This is a genomic window from Deltaproteobacteria bacterium GWA2_45_12, from assembly GCA_001797365.1.
Classification (GTDB): Bacteria; UBA10199; UBA10199; order UBA10199; family UBA10199; genus UBA10199.
On record MGPH01000011.1, the window covers coordinates 83,893 to 101,843 of the forward strand.

Below are 17,951 nucleotides of genomic sequence, written 5' to 3' on the forward strand. Positions count from 1 at the left end.
CTGGTACTCCAGGTGGGCGATGAAGTGGTTCCAAGCCGAGAGGCGCAAACCATAGCGATAGCGGAGGGCAACCAAAAAAATTTAATAGGCGCCCGTAGCTCATTTGGATAGAGCATCGCCCTTCTAAGGCGAGGGTAGCAGGTTCGAGTCCTGCCGGGCGCACCAATTGGACGAAGAGGCCATTTCGGAGAGAATCCGGAATGGCTTTTTCATTTCATATCGCACACTTGGTGCGTCAAAAACTCGGTTCGAAAGTATCTTTTCTAGGAAGTCTCGCTTCTCCTCTGCAGTACGAGACATCCATAATGTTTTCGCGCTTGTAGCCAGTTCTAAAACTTTTTTCGCAGTAGTGAGATAAGCGCCATCAATGTCCCTTTGTGCTTGTGCCATGAGGAGAGTAAACCGTTCTCTCTCTTCCCGAATGCGTTGAATCTGGCGCTTGTAACCTTCCACATCAAGTAATTCATTGCGATGGTCGTCGTAAATTCGGTCTTCTGCATTTTCGAGAGCTTTAAGACCTGCCATGTAGCTTACAATATCCCTTTTACGCGCCTCTCCAACCCTGTGATGAACGACATCAAGCGCATTGGCGATGTCCTTTGCCAAATCGTCAGTGATCGTAATCTTGTCCACGGCATTACCAAGATCGTTGAGCATTTTGTCCTCGGCAACATAGATCAGCTTCAAGTGGCTTTGCTTGGCGTTGCTGCAGCGATAGTAATCGTATTGCTTGGTTTCACCTGTAGATTTGACGTGCTTGGTTTTCGGGTCATATGTGACTGAGCAACCACACTCGCATTTAATCCATCCCGTGAACAATCCCATTTTCTGATTTTTTCTGCGGCCGGGCTCCCTGAATGTTTTCTGCACACGTCGAAAAAGGTTTTGAGGAACAATCAATTCGTGTTTTCCCTCATACCATTCACCCTTCCAACAAAACTTCCCGCCATAGAAGGGAAGTTTGAGCAACTGTTCGATTGAGCTTTTATGTCTGAAGCGACCTTTGAGTTTCGTTGGTAAAGAAGGCGATTCCAAAATTTTGAGACGGACCGCTTCGTAGCTCATCCCTTGATCCCGCATTTCAAAAATACTCACCACGATGTGGCGCGTATTGGAATCCGGAACAATGATGCTGTGTCTTTCTCCAGTGGGTTTGTGGTTCAAATAGCCAAGAGGCGCTTTGACCGGATACCATCCTTGCTCTGACTTCTCCCGCATCCCCTTGATTGCTTCTCTGGCAATATTCATGGAGGCATATTTCCCTACCGAGGTCATGATGTCGTCGATGAAGATATCCGTGGCATTGGAGGTTCGACTGAAAACACGTCCTTCCTTGTAGAGGTGGACTTCAATCTTGCCCTCTTGATACAGCTCCTGAATAATTTCTTTGTCTCGATGATTACGTCCCAAGCGATCGGATTTTTCAACCACGAGGGCAAGCGTTTTCTCATCGGGATAATCATCGACGAATTTCAAAACCTCGTTGAACTTTTTTCTCTGAGACTGCTTGCTCGCCGTTTCCTGAAACGTGAATTGATGCAAAACATTGTATCCCTTGCTTCGGGCGTATTCTGTCCCGTGCCTTTGCTGGGCATCCAGAGAATAGCCTTCTTTCTGCCTTCGGTCAGAAACTCGATTGATGATAACAGCGTCCATAAAATTAGCCTTAGCTCGCAGGTAGTTCGGGTGCCTTGTTCTTAGCTCTCTCCAGGTCGTTTGACCACTCCAAAAGGGTTCTAAAAACGTCCACTAGGGCCTCAAACTCCTCGGAATTCAAAACGATTTCGCCGTTTTGGTACGTTCGAATTTTATCATCCTTCTTAGGTTTCTGGGTTCCTTCTTTCAGTAAATTGTCATGCATTTAAGCCTCCGCACGTTTTAAAATTTTTTCCTCGATATGATTTCCAATCAAAGACCAACACCTGACCACCTTCCCGGAAACGGTCGATGACCCGTTCTCCTAGGACTTTTGCCAATTCCGGCATGGTGAGGTTTGTTAGGATGAGTGTTGGTTTTAACCACTCGTAGCGGTCGTTGATGATTTCGGTGAGGTAGAGCCGCTCAGTGTCCGAACCGAATTGAACCCCCAGTTCGTCAATCACCAGAAGATCCGGCTCAATAAATCGCCGAATGGCTTCGGATTCGTTTCCTCCGGACCACGAGGCCTTGATTGCCCGGACGATCTTCATGGCCGTTGTGATGAGGGCCGTTTTACCTTTGGTTGTGACAACCTCTTTCGTAATGGCAGAGGCGAGATGATTCTTTCCAGTACCGGGCTTGCCGGTGAAGATCATTCCCGGGGATTCACCGAAATGATCGAGAAGCTCCCGGGACTGTTGCATCGCATAAGCCTGCTTGTCGGTTTCTGCCTGAAAGTTCTCGAAGGTTTTTGACTGAAAGCGCGGGGCGATCATGGCGTTTTCGAGATTCTTGTTGATCCTCTCCTGACGCCTGAGATTCTCTTTTTTTGTTTCTTCCCGACGATCCCGTTCTCGCTGATCTTCTCCGCATTTCAAGCAAAACCATCGCCATGATGGCGTGGAGTCATACCAGCCAAAATTGACGGCCTGTTTCTCCACTCCATGCTTTTCGCAAGTGGGAGAGCTACCAGGTCCCTTCGGAATAATCTTTTCCGGCAAAGCTGGCGTAATTGTCTGTTCCATGCGTTCCTCGCTCTTGTGCGACGCCGATCCAACGGTTCAGGTCGCGGATAAACCACAGGTATGGGAAACTGGCTTCGACAATGCGCTTGTCGTGGGCGGCGAGGTACGCTCGGACGGCCTGACGGTACACGGAATCATCAGGGATTTGGCTCACGGTGCGTTTGGCGGCACCGCCGTGTTCTCTGAAATTACCGACGACATAGTCGTGCCCGGTGGAGTTTTTGTATTCTTCCCGAAAGACATCCAACCGGGGATGGGTCTTTCGAGAGGATGGCGGCTGTGCCGCCATCTCCGTAGGAGATGTATTTGTATCTTTATCTCCCTCTCTATCTCTCTCTAGCGTGACTTTCTTGGATGGCTGCGTGACGTTCGTCACGTGAGAGTCACTTGCCTTCTTCTGACGATAACGTGATGCGCGTTCGGCATCGCTCAAATAGCTATCCTGTCGTTTTTCAAAGTTTTTGATGATGACGATCCCATCTTGCCTTTCGATCATTTGAAGCTTCTCAAACTTTTCCAGAGCGCTTGTGATCATCTCCTTTGGGTCAGTTCCGTCGGAACATTGATCGAGTGTCGAGTATCCACAGAGGGTGACAAAGTCATCGTTGTCGAACGGAATCGATTCCGTCACGCAGACCCGACCGGGGTGCGCGTGACGCGCGTCACTTTCGGAAGCGAGGCAGAGCAGAACAATCCAGAACCACCGTTCCTCCACCGTGAGACGGCGGATCTTGTGGTCATAGATGATATCCGAATAGAGTTTCATCCACGGTAGTCTTGCCACGTTCATTCCTTTAAAAAACCCAGATCGAGCTGCTTCAAAGCCTCGTTCACCTGGGGCATGAGATCTTTGAGTTTTTCTGCAAGCGTACGGAGACGCTTCCACTCGCGACGCTTGTACGCTTCGACTTCTTCCTGCGTTCCCAACCAATAACCCTTGCTGAGAGAGACAATCGGAAATCCTTGAGCCTGAAGAGATGCAATGGCGTCCCGATTGGCTCTGTCTGGATAACCCGTCACGGAAACGAGGGCATCCCGTGTCAGCGAGAGAGAGGAGATTTCCTTTCCTCGCAAGAGACTTAAAATTGTGGATTCCAGATCAGTCATTTTCAAATTATCATGCAGCGTTTGCTGCAGCCTTTTTCTTGAGATTTTCAGCCAAGTTTTCTGTTTTTGAAGCGTTGTTATTTGTCTGAGGAGTTGAGTTCACAGCGGGGAAAGCGGCTTCGATAGTGGTGTCGCCGTCCTTGATGGCAGTTTTCAAACCCGTGAGCGTTTCAAGATCCTTGAGATCAATATCTTCGAGGCCAGCCTTCCCTAGAACCGCTAGGATGCGATCGAGCGAGACACTCATCTTTTGAAAATACTCGAGAGCTTTTTGCCGACGACTAGCCAGAGTTGTCGCATCTCCGATAGCGACATTTTTGGCGGCCTCATAAATGGAATCGATAAAAGTTTTGGGGATGACTTTGAAGATGGCATTCCGAAGAGCGATCGCGCAGGCGGCATTGGCAGTGACCGCAACCATATCGTCAGAATATTTCTTGCCGTACTTATCGGTGATCCGTCGGCGAACCTCGATGGTCATGGCGACGTTGGTTTCCAGGTCGTGGGCCATGCCTTGGGCGGTGACCCATTTGTCGTCCTCGCCGACAATACGTGATCCGTACCTGAGATTATTCCAGGCGGATCCGACGATCTCGGCAAGTCTCACACCCGGACCTTCGATCTCTTTGCCTCCGCGCGAGAGTTTGTAGAAACAAGATGCGGCCGTATCTTCATCCGATGTGGCCATTGCAAGGGCCGCCTGCTTGAAACGGCTGATACTCCTGGGGTAACGGTGTGCCGTAGCGATCTGGATGTCGACATCCGATCGGTCAACAATCGGAATGCTGAGCGCTGGCGGTAAGACTTCTGTCGTTTCTTGTGTTTTCTCCATGTGAGTCTCCATTCTTTTTGAATCGCGGGACGCGAAAGGTTTGTTCCTTCACTGTGTAGGCTGATCTATGCTGCTCAAAATAAGTGAGTGTTCCGAAACCACACTCGGCCGCTTCCGCATCCTCCAAAGCGGCAAGGATTTTACGCTCGCTCTCATCTTTGAGCTTGCTTGCGGCGCTCGCCGTGGCCTTTGCATCGAGCCATCCCTGAATAAGGGAATCTTCAATCGGGACGATTTTCTTAGGGATCCTTTGCAGCCTCTTTATAATTTCGAGGCTGGGCAAAGAATCCGGAGGCGGGATATTTTTCTGAACGTGTTCCTTCCAGAATTGCTCTTCGAGGTGTTGGAGCGATTGAATGAGATCATCGTTTCTCTCAACCCGATACATTCGGAAACCGACACCGCCCAGAAGGACGGGCACCCACACGATTTTGATTTCGGCTCCCATCACCGCCATCTGGTGCTGGCACTGAACGATATACTTTTCAGGAATTTGATCCGTTCCGATTTCTCCCCATTGATCCCGATCAAAAGGAGTGATGATGCCGGCTGTCTTGGCTTCTACAATAGCGTGCTCATGATGGATGACAGCATCGAGATGAGCGGCCATGAAACCGTTCTCATGGACACGGAACTGATTGCGCGTGATTTTGAATCCGGTCTCTTTGCGAAACCATTTAAGGACGGCATCTTCACAGAGGTTTCCGATTTGAGCCGCCTCACCGAGGTTTGGCTCTGAAAGATTCTGGACTTTGGACAGATAAACGTCGGCAGCTGTTTTCCAAGGATCAACGCCAACAACAGCTGGTGCATCGCTGCCGCCAAGATAATTTTTTCTCTGCTCTCTTTGTTTTTCAGTAATGGGCATAAAACCACGCTTTGAGTGTTTGAAAAAGTATGACGGCCGTGGATCCCAAGAGGAACCAGGTCACTCGTTTCTTCCAGAGGTTCGACCTCGGGGAATAATAGATCCCGACGGGTCTGAGCTTAGGCTGCATCCGGTCCACCTTTCTGATCGAGCCCGATGAACGACTCGAAGGAAACCCCCAGTGCTTTGGAGATTTTTTTCAGGGTTTCTATTGTCGGATTGGTCTTGCGCCGGCTTTCCAGGCGAATTACGTGCCCCGCAGAAAGGCCAGCCATGCGGGCCAGCATCTCCTGGGTGATTCCCTTTTCATTTCGGATCTTCTTAATTTGTTCGGCGAGTTTTTGATTCTTCATTAGGTTACATATATGCCGTCTTGCTGATGAGCTGTCAAACAAAAAGTTACATATAAATTCACTTGCTTTATTATCAGGTTATTGTAGACATGACATATATGTTAGATACTATCGGTGAACGGCTGAGAAAAGTCAGAGAATCAAAGGGCTTAACGATTGATGAGCTTTCGGAGAAGTGTGGACTGACATCGGGACATATCGGACGGATCGAACGAGATGATTCCCGTAACCCACGCTTCGAGACGATCCAGAAACTTGCCGAAGCACTCGGTGTAAATCCCGAGGACATCCTTTATCCCAAAGAAACTCCCGCGAGACCGAGGGAGGCTTTTGATGCTCCCAATTATATCCCGCGAGATATTCCTGTTATTGGTCTCACTAGGGCTGGTCGTGGCGGATTCTACGATGACCAGGGATTCCCGGTGGGAGAAGGGTTTCGGAAAGTTCATCGACCGATCGATGTGAAGGATCCCAACGCCTACGCGCTGATGGTGGAAGGCGATTCGATGTCGCCGATGTTGGAGAAAGGCTGGATCGTTTATGTGTGCCCAAATCACTGTTATGAAAATGGGGATCTTGTCGTCGTGGCGCTTAGAAGCGACGAGGTCATGATCAAAAAACTGCGCAAGTCAGACGGGATGTTGATTTTGCAATCCATAAATCCGGCCTATGAGCCGCTGATTTTGGTTCCGGATGGATTCAGATTTATCCATAAGGTGTGTTTGATTAAGCCGAAATAGGATACTGAACGCAGTGCGTTCATTTTTGAGAATATGAGAAAAAAGAATACAACTTTAACTGTTAAAAAAGATGCCCAGATACTCCGACAGGGATTTTACTCCCAAGTGCGGGGTGTAATTCACGACGCAAGGGGCAAGGCATACAGGGCCGTCAATCTCATTATGGTTGAGGCTTATTGGAACGTAGGCCGGTTAATTCTCGAAGAAGAACAGCATGGAAAAAAACGGGCGGATTACGGCTCCTTTCTCATCGGATCACTTGCCAAGCGCTTAACTCAAGAGTTCGGCCAAGGATTTGATGAACGCAACCTGTGGTACATGCGCTCCTTCTACGAAGGATTCCCGATTCTGAACGCACTGCGTTCAGAATTGAGCTGGACACATTATCGTTTGTTGCTTCGGGTAGAAAATAAACAGGCGCGTGCATGGTACATGAATGAAGCCGCCGAGGGGCATTGGTCTACACGTCAATTGGAGCGCCAGATTAATGCTCTTTACTACGAGCGTCTTCTGGCCAGCAAAAACAAAAAATCGGTCCGCAAAGAAGCATCAGGAAAATTAGCACAAGTAGAGCCCGAACAATTCATTCGTGATCCCTACGTGTTGGAATTCCTTAATCTGAAAGATTACCCCGGCCTTCGTGAAGCGGAATTGGAGAAAGCCATCATCGATAACTTGCAAAATTTTTTACTGGAGCTTGGCAAAGGTTTTTCCTTCGTGGCCAGGCAAAAGCGCATGCGATTTGAAGATGAAAATTTCTATGTTGATTTGGTTTTCTACAATTACATCCTCAAGTGTTTTGTCCTCATCGATTTAAAAATCGGAAAGCTCACTCACCAGGATATCGGCCAAATGGACAGCTATGTGCGCATGTTCGAACAGCATTGCCGCGGGGAGCAAGACAACCCGACGATCGGATTGATTCTTTGCTCCAAGAAAAATGAGGCCGTAGCAAAATATTCAGTGCTTCAGGATAGTAAGCAGATCTTCGCATCCAAATATAAATTGTACCTCCCAACTGAGCAGGAGTGGATTGAAGAATTGGAGCATGAACGAGAGTTAATTGAACAAAAGCAAAAATTGCTCAAGGGAGATTAAATGTGTGGTGCCGTTTCGATTCAGTATGATCCTGCCCTCAGAGAGGAATTGATCAAGTTCCTTTCTGAAGACGAGATCAAGAAATTTGAACGGAACGGCGAGATCGTATTCGCCTATTGGGATAAGCGGCCCCTGCTGCCTATACGCCAAGGGAACACGATTCGTATCCTTGATTGGGGCAACCGAGATGATAAGGTGCCTCTTCCGAAGACCGGCTGGGCGCGGCTTGAATCATTGCTGGCTAAGAAATGGGAGAGGCTCAAACCCAAGGTGGTGCTCATCCCGGCCCAGCGCGGTTGCGAAAAGAAAGTGTGGTTTGATCTGGATAAGGACATCAAGGCGGTCCTCATCCAAAAAGACGGCATGGAACGGGTCTACATGATCACTGAGGCTGCGACGCCGGAGTTCAAAGCTTTAACAGGACATGATCGGATGCCGAGGTTGACGGATCAATATCAAAAGGAACAGGTAAAAAAATGAGCTGGCGATTTGTTATCCCACATTTCCAAAATTTTTTAGACAATCTGGAACTGACCGAAAAACAGAAAAAGGATGCTCTGGAGAAGGTTGCCAATGTTTGGAGCTGCCTTCACAAGCACTATTATGGTCACCCTTTTATTGATCAGAAAACCATTCGTATTGTAGGCTCTCACGCTAAAGGTACAGCGATCAGGCCGCCATCTGATATTGATATCTTATTTGTTTTACCTAGCTCTGAATTCACACGGATCAATCAAAGGACGGGCAACGTCCAGTCTCAATTCCTTCAAGAAGTAAAATCGGTCTTGATTAATACCTTTCCAAAAACCGATTTGAGCGCAGATGGTCAGATTATAAAGGCACCCTTCTCTGACTATGCGGTAGAAGTCGTGCCCTCATTTTTAAGGGACGATGGAAAATACGTCATCTGTGATAGCAATGCGGGCGGACGTTGGAAAATCACAGATCCAAATTCAGAAATCTTTGAGATACGAAATACAGACTCTCTTACCTCCGGAAAAGCGACTCATTTAATTAAAATGCTCAAGGTCTGGAAGAAGACCTGCAACGTAGAAATAAAAACCTTCGTGCTTGAAATTGCCGCTTGGAGTTTTGTTCGTCAGTGGCCGCATAAGCATCAATCCCTTTTCTGGTATGATTGGATGATTCGTGATTTTTTTGGGTGGCTTCTGAATTTTAAGAACGCACCCGCTACTGTTCCTGGGACCGGGGAAATTATCCCATTGGGGGACGCTTGGTACTCTCGCTGTGAATCGGCCTACTCGCGGGCTCTCAAGGCTTGTGAATATGAGTATTACGATCAAGGGGATCATGCCGGGGAGGAATGGCAGAAGATTTTTGGGACGCAATTTTCTGCAATTGAAGGCCTTTTAAGGGCGATGTTGGGATGAAAGGGAAAAATGGCTAGCCAAGAACTTCAAAATATTTTGGCCCTCGCTCGTGAATTTTACGGGCGGGTTTGTTACACGCACAAAACCCACGAAAAGGACCGTGAGTTGCTGCATGATCGTGTTCGATGCACAAAATGGACGACGGTTATTCTCTCTTGTCTGACGACACTCTTTGCTTTTTTGGGAGGGGTGACCTCTGAGAGATGGGCAATAATAGCTTCAGGAATCTTCGCCGCATTGAGTACTGCCTTCGTCGTTTATCAGTTGAATTTTAACCATGAAAAAGACGAAGCCGAGCATCGGCATGCGGCGAAGAAACTCCTCGCTCTCAGAGAACGGTATTTGCTCCTGATCGAAAAAATTTTAGGACCGAGTTCTGACGTGACGATATTAAGGGAGAAACTTGAGCAACTTCAGGGCGAGGTATGCCTAATTTATGAACATGCTCCGGATACCTCCTCATCTGCCTACAAGGCCGCCCATGCTGGTTTAAATCAGAATCAAGAAATGACATTTACCGAAAACGAGATTGATCAGTTATTGCCTGAACGACTAAGGGTAAAGGGTGAATCATCGTAAGGGAGAGCTCAATGCAAAGCCGTTTGAGACAGCTCAGACTCCAAAACCAACCGTAGCCTCTCTGCATTCGACCAATCCCGAAATTGGCGGCCATTAATGTATAGAGTAGGAATTCTGTCCACTTTGAACTGGGTTGCGGCCGCGATATCCTCTTTTAGGAGTTTGGCAGTTTTTTCTGAAATAACACAATTTTCAAAAGAAGACCGTTCCATCTCCAATGCATCTGCTAAGGATTCGTAGTCTATGGACCGATTTTGAAATACCCAATCATGGTACTCCCAGAATTTCCCTTGCTGATAAGCGCAAAGAGCCGCCTTGGAGTCGATGCAAGCCATCGGATATTTCGTCTGGCGCACCATCGGATTGCAGGAGGAGTTAAGCGGATAGTTTAGGTAAATCTGCCGGATTCGATCTCTATATTGTTCTAAGACGGGCTTCAGAGTGCTCTCAGCGCGTCGACAGGCAGTAGATCGAAAATCGGAGAATACGAGGATTGTTACGGAAGCATCGGGGCTTCCCCGAATTGGTCTTTCCGGAAGTGGGATCTCTTTTTGAGGCAGCGCGTAAAAGCTCTTCAAATAAGCCTCTGGTGAGATCCCAAAAGAATAGCGAGCCTGCGGATTAAGTTTGCGGGCAAACAAGAGTCCCATACCAAAGATTATGAGGGTACCGACGCCGTAAAATAAAAGCGATTTGGGGGCCAAAAAGAGCTTCTTTTTTATTGTATTAGGCAATTGCGGAAGCGGGACCTTCATCTCTAATGGCAAGAGGACCAAAACTATCAGGTTAATAATAGTGGTGATCAGTCCTAGAGGGCAAATGACGCCTAATTTCACGGTGGAAAGAAGATTGAGAGTTACGCTGTAAATAGCGGCGAAGATGGTCCAGGTGAAGACATAAGAGAGGGCGGGCAAAGGTTTCTTTTTCCCCCAAGACTCGACCAACCCCCAGATGAGAATGAGGTAGTAGCCAAAAGCCAGTTCGGCGTTGAAAAAAGGGCCGAGCTTGGCGTAGGGGCTTGCCAAGATAGCATCACAATCGAACATATCAGAAAAGTAACAAAAGCTCTTTTCTCCTGGATTGAGGCTGATCTGATAGTGGATTCGGATTATGAGGACGGAGACAATCAACCCCAGGAGTGAGAGAGATAAAATGGCAGGAATAATCTTCTTCGTGGATTTACTATTTAACATTTCGCATCCGAAGCCCGTTGAGGACCGCCAAGATCTCCGAGAATTCATGTGTAAAAACGGCAATGGTGATGCCCATGACTCCGGCCAGTGCGGCGGGAATCAGAATGACCAATATGGCCAGAGAAAAAATGATGTTTTGAAGACCGATCCTCCTGGCTCGCTTCCCGAGTTGAATCGCTTCAACGGCCTTTCTGAGGTCATCGGCCATCAATGCTACATCCGCCGCTTCAATAGCAGCATCGGTGCCCGCTGTTCCCATAGCAATACCCACGCTCGCTCTGGCCAATGCGGGAGCATCATTGACACCATCTCCGATCATGGCCACTGGGCCATATTGACGTTCTAACTCCGAGATGGCTGCGGTTTTGTCTTCCGGCTTTAAGCCCGCTCTCACATCGTCTAAGCCTAGTTCGGTGGCAATGACTTGGGCCGTTCTTTCATTATCTCCCGTGAGCATGGCCGTTTTGATCCCCATCCGGTGAAGTTCTACAATCACTTCCTTGGCATGGGACCGAATCTCATCCCGTATCCCAATGAGACCGTAAATATCCGATTCATCGCCCACCAAAATGACGGTTTTCCCCTGATCCCTCAATCTTTCAATATCGATCATGTTCTGGAAATTGTAAGATCGATCACTGAAAAACTCCGGCTTTCCGACGTATAAAAATTGATTTCCTATCTTAGCGCGAACTCCCGATCCTGTAAGGGACTCAAAATCGCTTGCCTCTCTGGCTTCAAGTTTCATGGATTGAGCCTTGGAAACGATGGCTTGAGCCAAAGGATGCTGAGAAAATCTTTCAAGACTTAATGCCAGTGTTAAGAGTTCTTTTTCGTCTCCTTTTAGAGGCAATACATCCGTCACCACGGGCGTCCCTTGGGTCAACGTGCCCGTTTTATCAAACGCAACAACCTTCAACTTCCCAAGACTCTCTAAATGAGCCCCACCTTTGATCAGAATTCCGCTTTTGCCCGCCTTTCCGATTCCGGCGGCGATGGCAACCGGTGTTGACATGATAAGAGCACAAGGGGCTGCGGCCACTAAAAGGACGACGGCCCTTACAGCCCATTCGGAAAAATTCCACCCCAGAAAATAAGGAATGACCAGCAAAAGAAGGGAACTCAACAGGACGAGCGGGGAATATCTTTTCCCGAATTTCTCGATGAAAAGCTGGGCCTTGCCTTTTTGTTCCTGGGCTTCCTCAACGAGATGAATGATTTTAGAGAGAGTATTATCTTCGAAAGTGGCAGTAACGCGAATTTGCAATGCTCCTTCTTGATTGGAAGTTGCGGCAAAGACTTTCATCCCTTCTTTTTTTTCAATGGGCATCGACTCGCCCGTAACAGGAGCCTCGTTAATGCTTGAAGCTCCTTTAACGATGATTCCGTCAGTCGCAATGGTTTCTCCTGGTTTAACCAAGAAAAGATCACCCACTTTCAATTGTTCTGCCGGAATCAAGATTTCCTCCCCATTCTGAAGCAGGAGGGCTTGTTTGGGAGCGAGATCCAAGAGATTGCGAATGGAATGCCTGGTTCGGGCGTAGGTGTATTCCTCGATTCCTTCGGCGGCACCGTAAAGAAAAACTAAAAGAGCCGCCTCATCCCACATCCCTAGAATCACGGATCCAATGGTGGCCGCCATCATCAGGATCTCTATTCCAATTTCTTTTTCTTTGATAACCTTCTCGATGCCTTCCCAAATCCAGTGATAGCCTCCCAACAAAATGGCGATGCCGTAGAAGATACTTTCGGCCATCAAAGGAATAATCTGAAGATGGGCCAGACCAAAGGCGATTCCCGTGAGCAAACCCGCCATCAACACGTAACGCATGGGAGAATGGAGATACCATTTTCCTTCAAAGCCTTCTTTTTTATCTATTTCATTCATTCGCTTTTTCTTTTTTCATGATTTTTCCAAGTAATAAAAACCCAACGATTCCAACGACCAGAAAAATGAATGCTTTCTTCAAGGATTGTAAGCCTTTCATTTGTTCCAGTTCTAACTCTTCTTCATGTCTCTCCTCGTCATGTGCGAGTCTATTTTCCTTATCTTCAGGGAGTGACTGATCTTTGGGCCAAGCATCAAAAAATTTCTGGATGGTCTGATGGCTCTCGTTCAGGGCCGAAGAAATTGTCGATTCGGGTCTAATAATCCGGCGACACTCATATCCGATGAACACCAAAGCGATCAGGACAGATCCCGCGAAGAAAACGCGAAGAGCCAAAAAATATTGGGGGCTTCTCTTCATTTTCTCATCAATTCGTCGATGATCTACTTAATGGATTGGGCTTGAGCCTCAATCCCTGCACATATTTCTTGAGGTCCTCCACCTTGATCGCCTGCTGGTCCCAGAAAATTTTTAGGATCATCTTCTCAAACGCCTTCCCAGGGAATTGATTCGACGTGCCAGTTGCTGAACTCTCCTCTCATAGCCAGCCAACTGCTGTTTGGAGGGAATACCCAAGGCTTTTAGGATTGGGGTTTTTGCATTCAGAATACTTCCGAGGATTCTCTTTTTAAGACGCGATCCATTTGACATGATGTTTTGCATAGCTTCTACCCACATAAGGCACCTCCCTATTAAAAAAGTTTCCATTTATGTCATGTAGATCGCCGTAAGACTGAAGACTACCCATAACCGCTGCTTGTGCTTCGCCAACGAGAACTGAATGGTCGACATCGCTAAATCGCCTCTTTCCCTGACTCTCCGGTTCGGATCTTGACAACTTTTTGGACCTCGTAAACGAAGATCTTCCCATCCCCGATATTTCCTGTGTGGGCATTTTTTTGAATCGTCTCAACGACCTGATCGGCCATATCGTCGGTAACGACGGTTTCAAGCTTGACCTTGGGAACGAATAATACACCCCATTCGGTCACGCTGTTTTCGATCCCCTCGGCTCGGCCCCGGCCAAAACCCTTGATTTCTGAAGCGGTTACTCCGGGCATGTGAGGGATTTCTTTGAGCGCATCGATGACTTTGGAAAGCATAAAGGGTTGTATGATTGCTTTAATTTCTTTCATTTTGATCCTCCATTTTAGAGTTCAACATCTTTTTCCTTCTGCTGCACAAACCAACTGTAGATAGTCGGCAAAACCACCAGGGTCAATAAGGTGGACGATATGATCCCTCCGATGACCACGGAGGCCAGCGGTTTCTGAACTTCCGCGCCAATCCCCGCTGAAAGCATCATGGGAAGAAAGCCGAAAATATCCACTAAAGCGGTCATCAGCACCGGCCTCAGACGGATTAAAGATCCTTTTTTGACCATCTCTGTTCCGTAAAGACCTTCATTTTGAAGCTGATGAAAGTAACTGATGAGTACCACGCCGTTAAGAACCGCGATGCCTGATAAAGCGATAAATCCTAAACCGGCGGAGATGCTGAATGGCAAGCCGTTAAGAATCAGACCAAGAACACCGCCAACCAAGGCCAAAGGCACGCACAAAAAGATCAACACGGTTTCCTTGACGTTTTTGAAGGCCGTATAGATCATCAAGAAAACAAGAATCAACGCCAAGGGAGTCAGAATCATCAAGCGGGACCGAGCTTGTTGAAGATTCTTAAAATTGCCACCCCATTCGACAAAATAACCGGAGGGCATTTTTACCTTTGCTTCAACCGCTTGTTGGGCTTCATTCACAAAACTTTCGGTGTCCCGTCCACGCGGGTTGATCAGAACGGCGGCCCGGCGTTTGGAATTTTCACGGGAGACGGAGCTATAACCTTCCGCAAATTTGATCTCAGCGAGCTCCGAAAGAGGCACGGTGAGATTGGCAGCAACGGCAACCGGAAGTTTTCGGATCTGTTCCAGGTCAGAGCGATTTTTTTCATTCAACCGCAAGACGATCGGAAACTTTTTAACTCCCTCATATAGATGCCCCAATTCCTCACCTCCCAGTGAACTGCCAACGACTTGGAGGATTTCCTCGCTAGTCACACCGTATTGATGAAGGACGTCCTTACGAGGAAGAATGCGGAGCATGGGGGAAGTGCCTTTGATCTCGGTTTCCACGTCACCCGCCCCGCGGACCCCTTTGACGACTTCCTGAATTTCCTGGGTGAGGCGCGCCAACTCATCCATATCATCCCCGAAGACTTTAACCGAGACATCGGCGCGCGTTCCCTCCAAGAGTTCGTTAAAGCGCATCTGGATGGGCTGGCTGAAGACCAGGCGCTGTCCGGGTATTGTCGATCCGAGCGCTTTACCGATTTCTTGAACCAGTTCGTCCTTGGTCATTTTTCCCTTTTCACGGGGCCACTCATCAAAAGGCTTGAACATGATGTAGGTATCCGAGACATTGACCCCCATAGGATCGGTTGCGATTTCTGCTGTGCCTAAACGCGAGAAAACAATGTCCACCTGGGGAAATGTTTTAATGAGATTTTCGGACATTTCCTGAATCTTGACGGATTGATCAATGCTAACGTTGACTGGACGAATCATGTGAAGTGCTGTGGAACCTTCATTGAGCTGGGGAAGAAATTCACCGCCCAGCAGGGAAAACAGGATACCCCCTATCAAGATGGCAAGACCGGCGATGCCGACAACAATCCTTTTGGCTCCAAGACTTTTATTTAAAATAGGTACATAGAACCGGGTGATTTTCCTCATCAGCCAGGGTTCCTTATCTTCTGTTTTCGCCGAGAGAAATAGGCTTGCCAGTGCCGGAGCCAGGGTAAACGAAAAAACCAAAGCACCCAGAAGTGCAGCAACAAATGCCGCAGCCATTGGGATAAACATCTTCCCCTCAATCCCGGTCAGCGCAAAAATCGGGATGAAGACAACCATAATAATGAGCCCGCCAAAACCGGCCGCCTTCCGAATCTCTATGGTGGCATCGACAATGGTCGCTTTCAGTTCCTCCTTTGAAAGAGCCCGTTTGAGGTGTTGCGTTTTCTCGTGGACGATCCGCACGCAGTTATCCAGCACGATGACTGTGCCATCCACAATGATACCGAAATCCAAGGCTCCCAGGCTCATGAGGTTCCCTGAAATGCCATACCACTTCATGACAATGAACGTGAAAAGCAAGGAGAGTGGGATCATCACAGCCGTGATCAGCGCGGCCCGGATGTTACCGACTAAAAGCAACAAGACCACCACGACTAAAGCGGCCCCCGTGAGGAGATTGTGTTCAACGGTCCCCAAAGTGGCATTGACCAGCTCCGAACGGTCATAGAGGGTTTGAATCATGACTCCTTCCGGCAGTCCCTTCTTGATCTCCTCCAGTTTCTCGGCGACTCTTTGAGAAACGGTCCGGCTGTTTTCCCCCATGAGCATGAACGCGATACCGACGACTGTCTCCCGGCCATTGACCAGGGCGGCCCCGGTGCGTAATTCCGTGGCAAGTCCCACGTCAGCGATATCCCCGATCGTGACGGTCTTGAAATTCTCAAGAGATTTAACGGTGACTGCCTTGATATCGTCGATATTCTGCAAGAGCCCCACAGCCTGAACGACGAATTGCTCGCCGGTTTGCTGGATGTAACCGCCCCCGACGTTTTTGTGACTGTTTTCAATCGCTTCTTCGATATCGTCGAAATGGAGACCATAAAATGACATCCGCTCTGGGATAGGCTGGATATGGTACTGCTTTTCAAACCCTCCGATGGCGTTGACTTCGGCAACGCCCTTGACTGTCAGAAGCCTGGGCTTCACGTACCAATCCTGAATCGCCTTGAGCTCCATGAGTTGGGCCAGGCGTTCCGGGCCCTGTTTGATATCGGTGGCTTCTACCGAGTAATAAAAAATTTCTCCCAAACCTGTGGAAATGGGCCCCAGTTTGGGTTGCGCGCCCGCTGGCAGTTCTCCACTGATCGATTGCAATCGCTCCGAAATCAGCTGCCTTGCCCGATAGATATCCATGTCGTCTTCGAAGACGACCGTGACCTGCGACAGTCCGAAGCGAGTGATCGAACGTACTTGGGTAACTCCCGCAATGCCGTTCATCGTAGTTTCGACAGGTACCGTGATGTTTCGTTCGATCTCCTCGGGAGCCAGGCCCTCAATCGTGGTATTGATCTGAACCTGGACGTTGGTGATATCCGGCACAGCGTCGATCGGTAGGTTTTCAAAGGTGACCCAGCCGGCGATGGCGAGCACAGCGGCCAAAAAGAACACGATATTTCTTCGATAGACGGAAAAATGGATAATTTTATTGATCATGATGGTTTCAATCCTTTTTAATGGCTATGGCCAACTTCTCCCGAGAAGGCGTCCAGCTCCGCCACTCGCAATAAACCTGTTCCCTGGACCACAATCTGGTCCCCGGGACGAAGGTCGGCTGATTGTGGGATAGATGACTCAGATAAACTGAAAGCGACCGGCACCAGCTTGAACCAGCCATCCCGTAACCGGTAGATACCAACCTTGTCTTGATAAAAGACCAAGGCGGCTTTTGGAATCATCTGCCCGTCATAGGCTTCTGTTTTGAGTCCGATAAATTCCGTTGCCTTTGGTGATAGCTTGATTCCTTCATGTTCATCAGCGGCGGTGACCGCGTTGTTGGGGCCAACACCGCCTGTAGATTCTTCTTCATCGTCACCATGTTCTTCTTCTTTGGATCCCTTCTCCCCATGATCGCCATGCTGATGTTCTTTGTCCTTATGTTCGCCCTCATGCTCTTTGTCTTGGTGTTCATCCTGATGTTCTTTACCCGCTTTTTGTTCATGCTCCGACTTTTCGTCATGTTCGTGATGATCTTCAGCCACAGCGAAACCTTGGATCGTTAAAACAACACATAAGAAAGTTAAAATTCGAATAATCATATCTTGCCCTCCATGAATGTTCCGTCGAGGATGTAGAGCCGCCAGAGGGCGTCCACTCCCGTTAGCTCTTGTTCATTACGGGTGCGGGTGATGTCATAGAGCTGTCGGTGCGTCTCAATCACCAAGGTGCTCGTCACGAGACCTTTTTCAAAAAAGTCCTCAATATTTTGATGTTCAGCCGCCAACCCACTGACCTGTTGGGTTGAACGCAAAGCCTTGAGAGAGGCCTGGTAGCGCTTGAGCTGTAAGGCTCTCTCAGATGTAGTTTTCTTGACGATCAGGTCCAGGTTAGTTTGGGCGCGCAGTTGATCTGCTTTGGCGAATGCCTTCTCCCCGCGATTCCAGTTTAGGATG

The 17,951-nt window shown here is 48.4% G+C and carries 20 protein-coding genes, 1 tRNA gene and 1 pseudogene (1 of these 22 running past the window's edge); 7 read left to right on the forward strand and 15 right to left on the reverse strand.

Going from position 1 to position 17,951, the window contains the following annotated elements:
- Positions 1-88: 88 nt before the first annotated feature.
- Both A2048_01195 and A2048_01200 read left to right on the forward strand, forming a co-directional pair.
- A tRNA-Arg gene (locus tag A2048_01195) sits at positions 89-165 on the forward strand.
- A gap of 306 nt (positions 166-471) precedes the next feature.
- Positions 472-783, forward strand: a complete 312-nt coding sequence (locus A2048_01200) for a hypothetical protein (GenBank protein OGP10408.1) — start codon at positions 472-474, stop codon at positions 781-783.
- A gap of 883 nt (positions 784-1,666) precedes the next feature.
- On the opposite strand, the gene A2048_01205 is transcribed toward A2048_01200, so the two are convergent.
- The 7 genes from A2048_01205 to A2048_01235 all read right to left on the reverse strand — a co-directional run bounded on the left by A2048_01205 (position 1,667) and on the right by A2048_01235 (position 5,823).
- On the reverse strand, positions 1,667-1,861 hold the full coding sequence (locus A2048_01205) for a hypothetical protein (GenBank protein OGP10409.1): 195 nt from the start codon (positions 1,859-1,861) through the stop codon (positions 1,667-1,669).
- Complete coding sequence (locus tag A2048_01210; protein OGP10410.1) at positions 1,854-2,663, reverse strand: hypothetical protein; 810 nt, start codon at positions 2,661-2,663, stop codon at positions 1,854-1,856. Before A2048_01210 ends, A2048_01205 begins: the two co-directional genes overlap by 8 nt.
- Entirely contained in the window at positions 2,605-3,453 is an 849-nt protein-coding gene (locus tag A2048_01215) for a hypothetical protein (protein ID OGP10411.1), read from the reverse strand. The genes A2048_01210 and A2048_01215 overlap by 59 nt, the downstream gene beginning before the upstream one ends.
- A complete protein-coding gene (locus A2048_01220; GenBank protein OGP10412.1) occupies positions 3,450-3,770 on the reverse strand; it encodes a hypothetical protein in 321 nt (106 codons plus the stop codon). The genes A2048_01215 and A2048_01220 overlap by 4 nt, the downstream gene beginning before the upstream one ends.
- A 10-nt stretch (positions 3,771-3,780) precedes the next feature.
- Positions 3,781-4,602: a hypothetical protein gene (locus tag A2048_01225; GenBank protein OGP10413.1), complete on the reverse strand. Its 822-nt coding sequence runs from the start codon at positions 4,600-4,602 to the stop codon at positions 3,781-3,783.
- On the reverse strand, positions 4,541-5,470 hold the full coding sequence (locus A2048_01230; protein ID OGP10414.1) for a hypothetical protein: 930 nt from the start codon (positions 5,468-5,470) through the stop codon (positions 4,541-4,543). Before A2048_01230 ends, A2048_01225 begins: the two co-directional genes overlap by 62 nt.
- A gap of 119 nt (positions 5,471-5,589) precedes the next feature.
- Positions 5,590-5,823 carry a hypothetical protein gene (locus A2048_01235; GenBank protein ID OGP10415.1) on the reverse strand — a complete coding sequence of 78 codons (234 nt, stop codon included), beginning with the start codon at positions 5,821-5,823 and terminating at the stop codon, positions 5,590-5,592.
- 89 nt (positions 5,824-5,912) lie between these two features.
- Here A2048_01235 and A2048_01240 point away from each other — a divergent pair, with 89 nt between their 5' ends.
- The 5 genes from A2048_01240 to A2048_01260 are packed head-to-tail and all read left to right on the forward strand — an operon-like array spanning position 5,913 to position 9,631.
- Positions 5,913-6,563, forward strand: a complete 651-nt coding sequence (locus A2048_01240) for a hypothetical protein (GenBank protein OGP10416.1) — start codon at positions 5,913-5,915, stop codon at positions 6,561-6,563.
- A gap of 33 nt (positions 6,564-6,596) precedes the next feature.
- The gene (locus tag A2048_01245) at positions 6,597-7,661 is read left to right on the forward strand and encodes a hypothetical protein (GenBank protein ID OGP10417.1); all 1,065 of its coding nucleotides are present in this window, start codon (positions 6,597-6,599) and stop codon (positions 7,659-7,661) included.
- On the forward strand, positions 7,662-8,141 hold the full coding sequence (locus A2048_01250) for a hypothetical protein (GenBank protein OGP10418.1): 480 nt from the start codon (positions 7,662-7,664) through the stop codon (positions 8,139-8,141).
- Positions 8,138-9,052 carry a hypothetical protein gene (locus tag A2048_01255; GenBank protein ID OGP10419.1) on the forward strand — a complete coding sequence of 305 codons (915 nt, stop codon included), beginning with the start codon at positions 8,138-8,140 and terminating at the stop codon, positions 9,050-9,052. The genes A2048_01250 and A2048_01255 overlap by 4 nt, the downstream gene beginning before the upstream one ends.
- A gap of 9 nt (positions 9,053-9,061) precedes the next feature.
- Positions 9,062-9,631, forward strand: coding sequence for a hypothetical protein (locus A2048_01260; GenBank protein OGP10420.1), 570 nt, complete (start codon positions 9,062-9,064; stop codon positions 9,629-9,631).
- Positions 9,632-9,639: 8 nt separating this feature from the next.
- On the opposite strand, the gene A2048_01265 is transcribed toward A2048_01260, so the two are convergent.
- The 8 genes and pseudogenes from A2048_01265 to A2048_01300 all read right to left on the reverse strand — a co-directional run.
- Positions 9,640-10,824 (reverse strand): hypothetical protein, encoded by a 1,185-nt coding sequence (locus tag A2048_01265; protein OGP10421.1) that lies wholly within the window; start codon positions 10,822-10,824, stop codon positions 9,640-9,642.
- A complete protein-coding gene (locus A2048_01270; protein ID OGP10422.1) occupies positions 10,814-12,712 on the reverse strand; it encodes an ATPase in 1,899 nt (632 codons plus the stop codon). Before A2048_01270 ends, A2048_01265 begins: the two co-directional genes overlap by 11 nt.
- Positions 12,705-13,073, reverse strand: a complete 369-nt coding sequence (locus tag A2048_01275; GenBank protein ID OGP10423.1) for a hypothetical protein — start codon at positions 13,071-13,073, stop codon at positions 12,705-12,707. The genes A2048_01270 and A2048_01275 overlap by 8 nt, the downstream gene beginning before the upstream one ends.
- Before the next feature lie 117 nt (positions 13,074-13,190).
- The gene (locus A2048_01280; protein OGP10424.1) at positions 13,191-13,391 is read right to left on the reverse strand and encodes a hypothetical protein; all 201 of its coding nucleotides are present in this window, start codon (positions 13,389-13,391) and stop codon (positions 13,191-13,193) included.
- Positions 13,392-13,507: 116 nt separating this feature from the next.
- Positions 13,508-13,849 (reverse strand): transcriptional regulator, encoded by a 342-nt coding sequence (locus tag A2048_01285; GenBank protein OGP10425.1) that lies wholly within the window; start codon positions 13,847-13,849, stop codon positions 13,508-13,510.
- Positions 13,850-13,863: 14 nt separating this feature from the next.
- On the reverse strand, positions 13,864-16,995 hold the full coding sequence (locus A2048_01290) for a hypothetical protein (GenBank protein OGP10426.1): 3,132 nt from the start codon (positions 16,993-16,995) through the stop codon (positions 13,864-13,866).
- A 17-nt stretch (positions 16,996-17,012) separates the two neighbouring features.
- Positions 17,013-17,597, reverse strand: a complete 585-nt coding sequence (locus A2048_01295; GenBank protein ID OGP10427.1) for a hypothetical protein — start codon at positions 17,595-17,597, stop codon at positions 17,013-17,015.
- Positions 17,594-17,951, reverse strand: a pseudogene (locus A2048_01300) (hypothetical protein) (it continues 911 nt past the right edge of the window). Before A2048_01300 ends, A2048_01295 begins: the two are co-directional and overlap by 4 nt.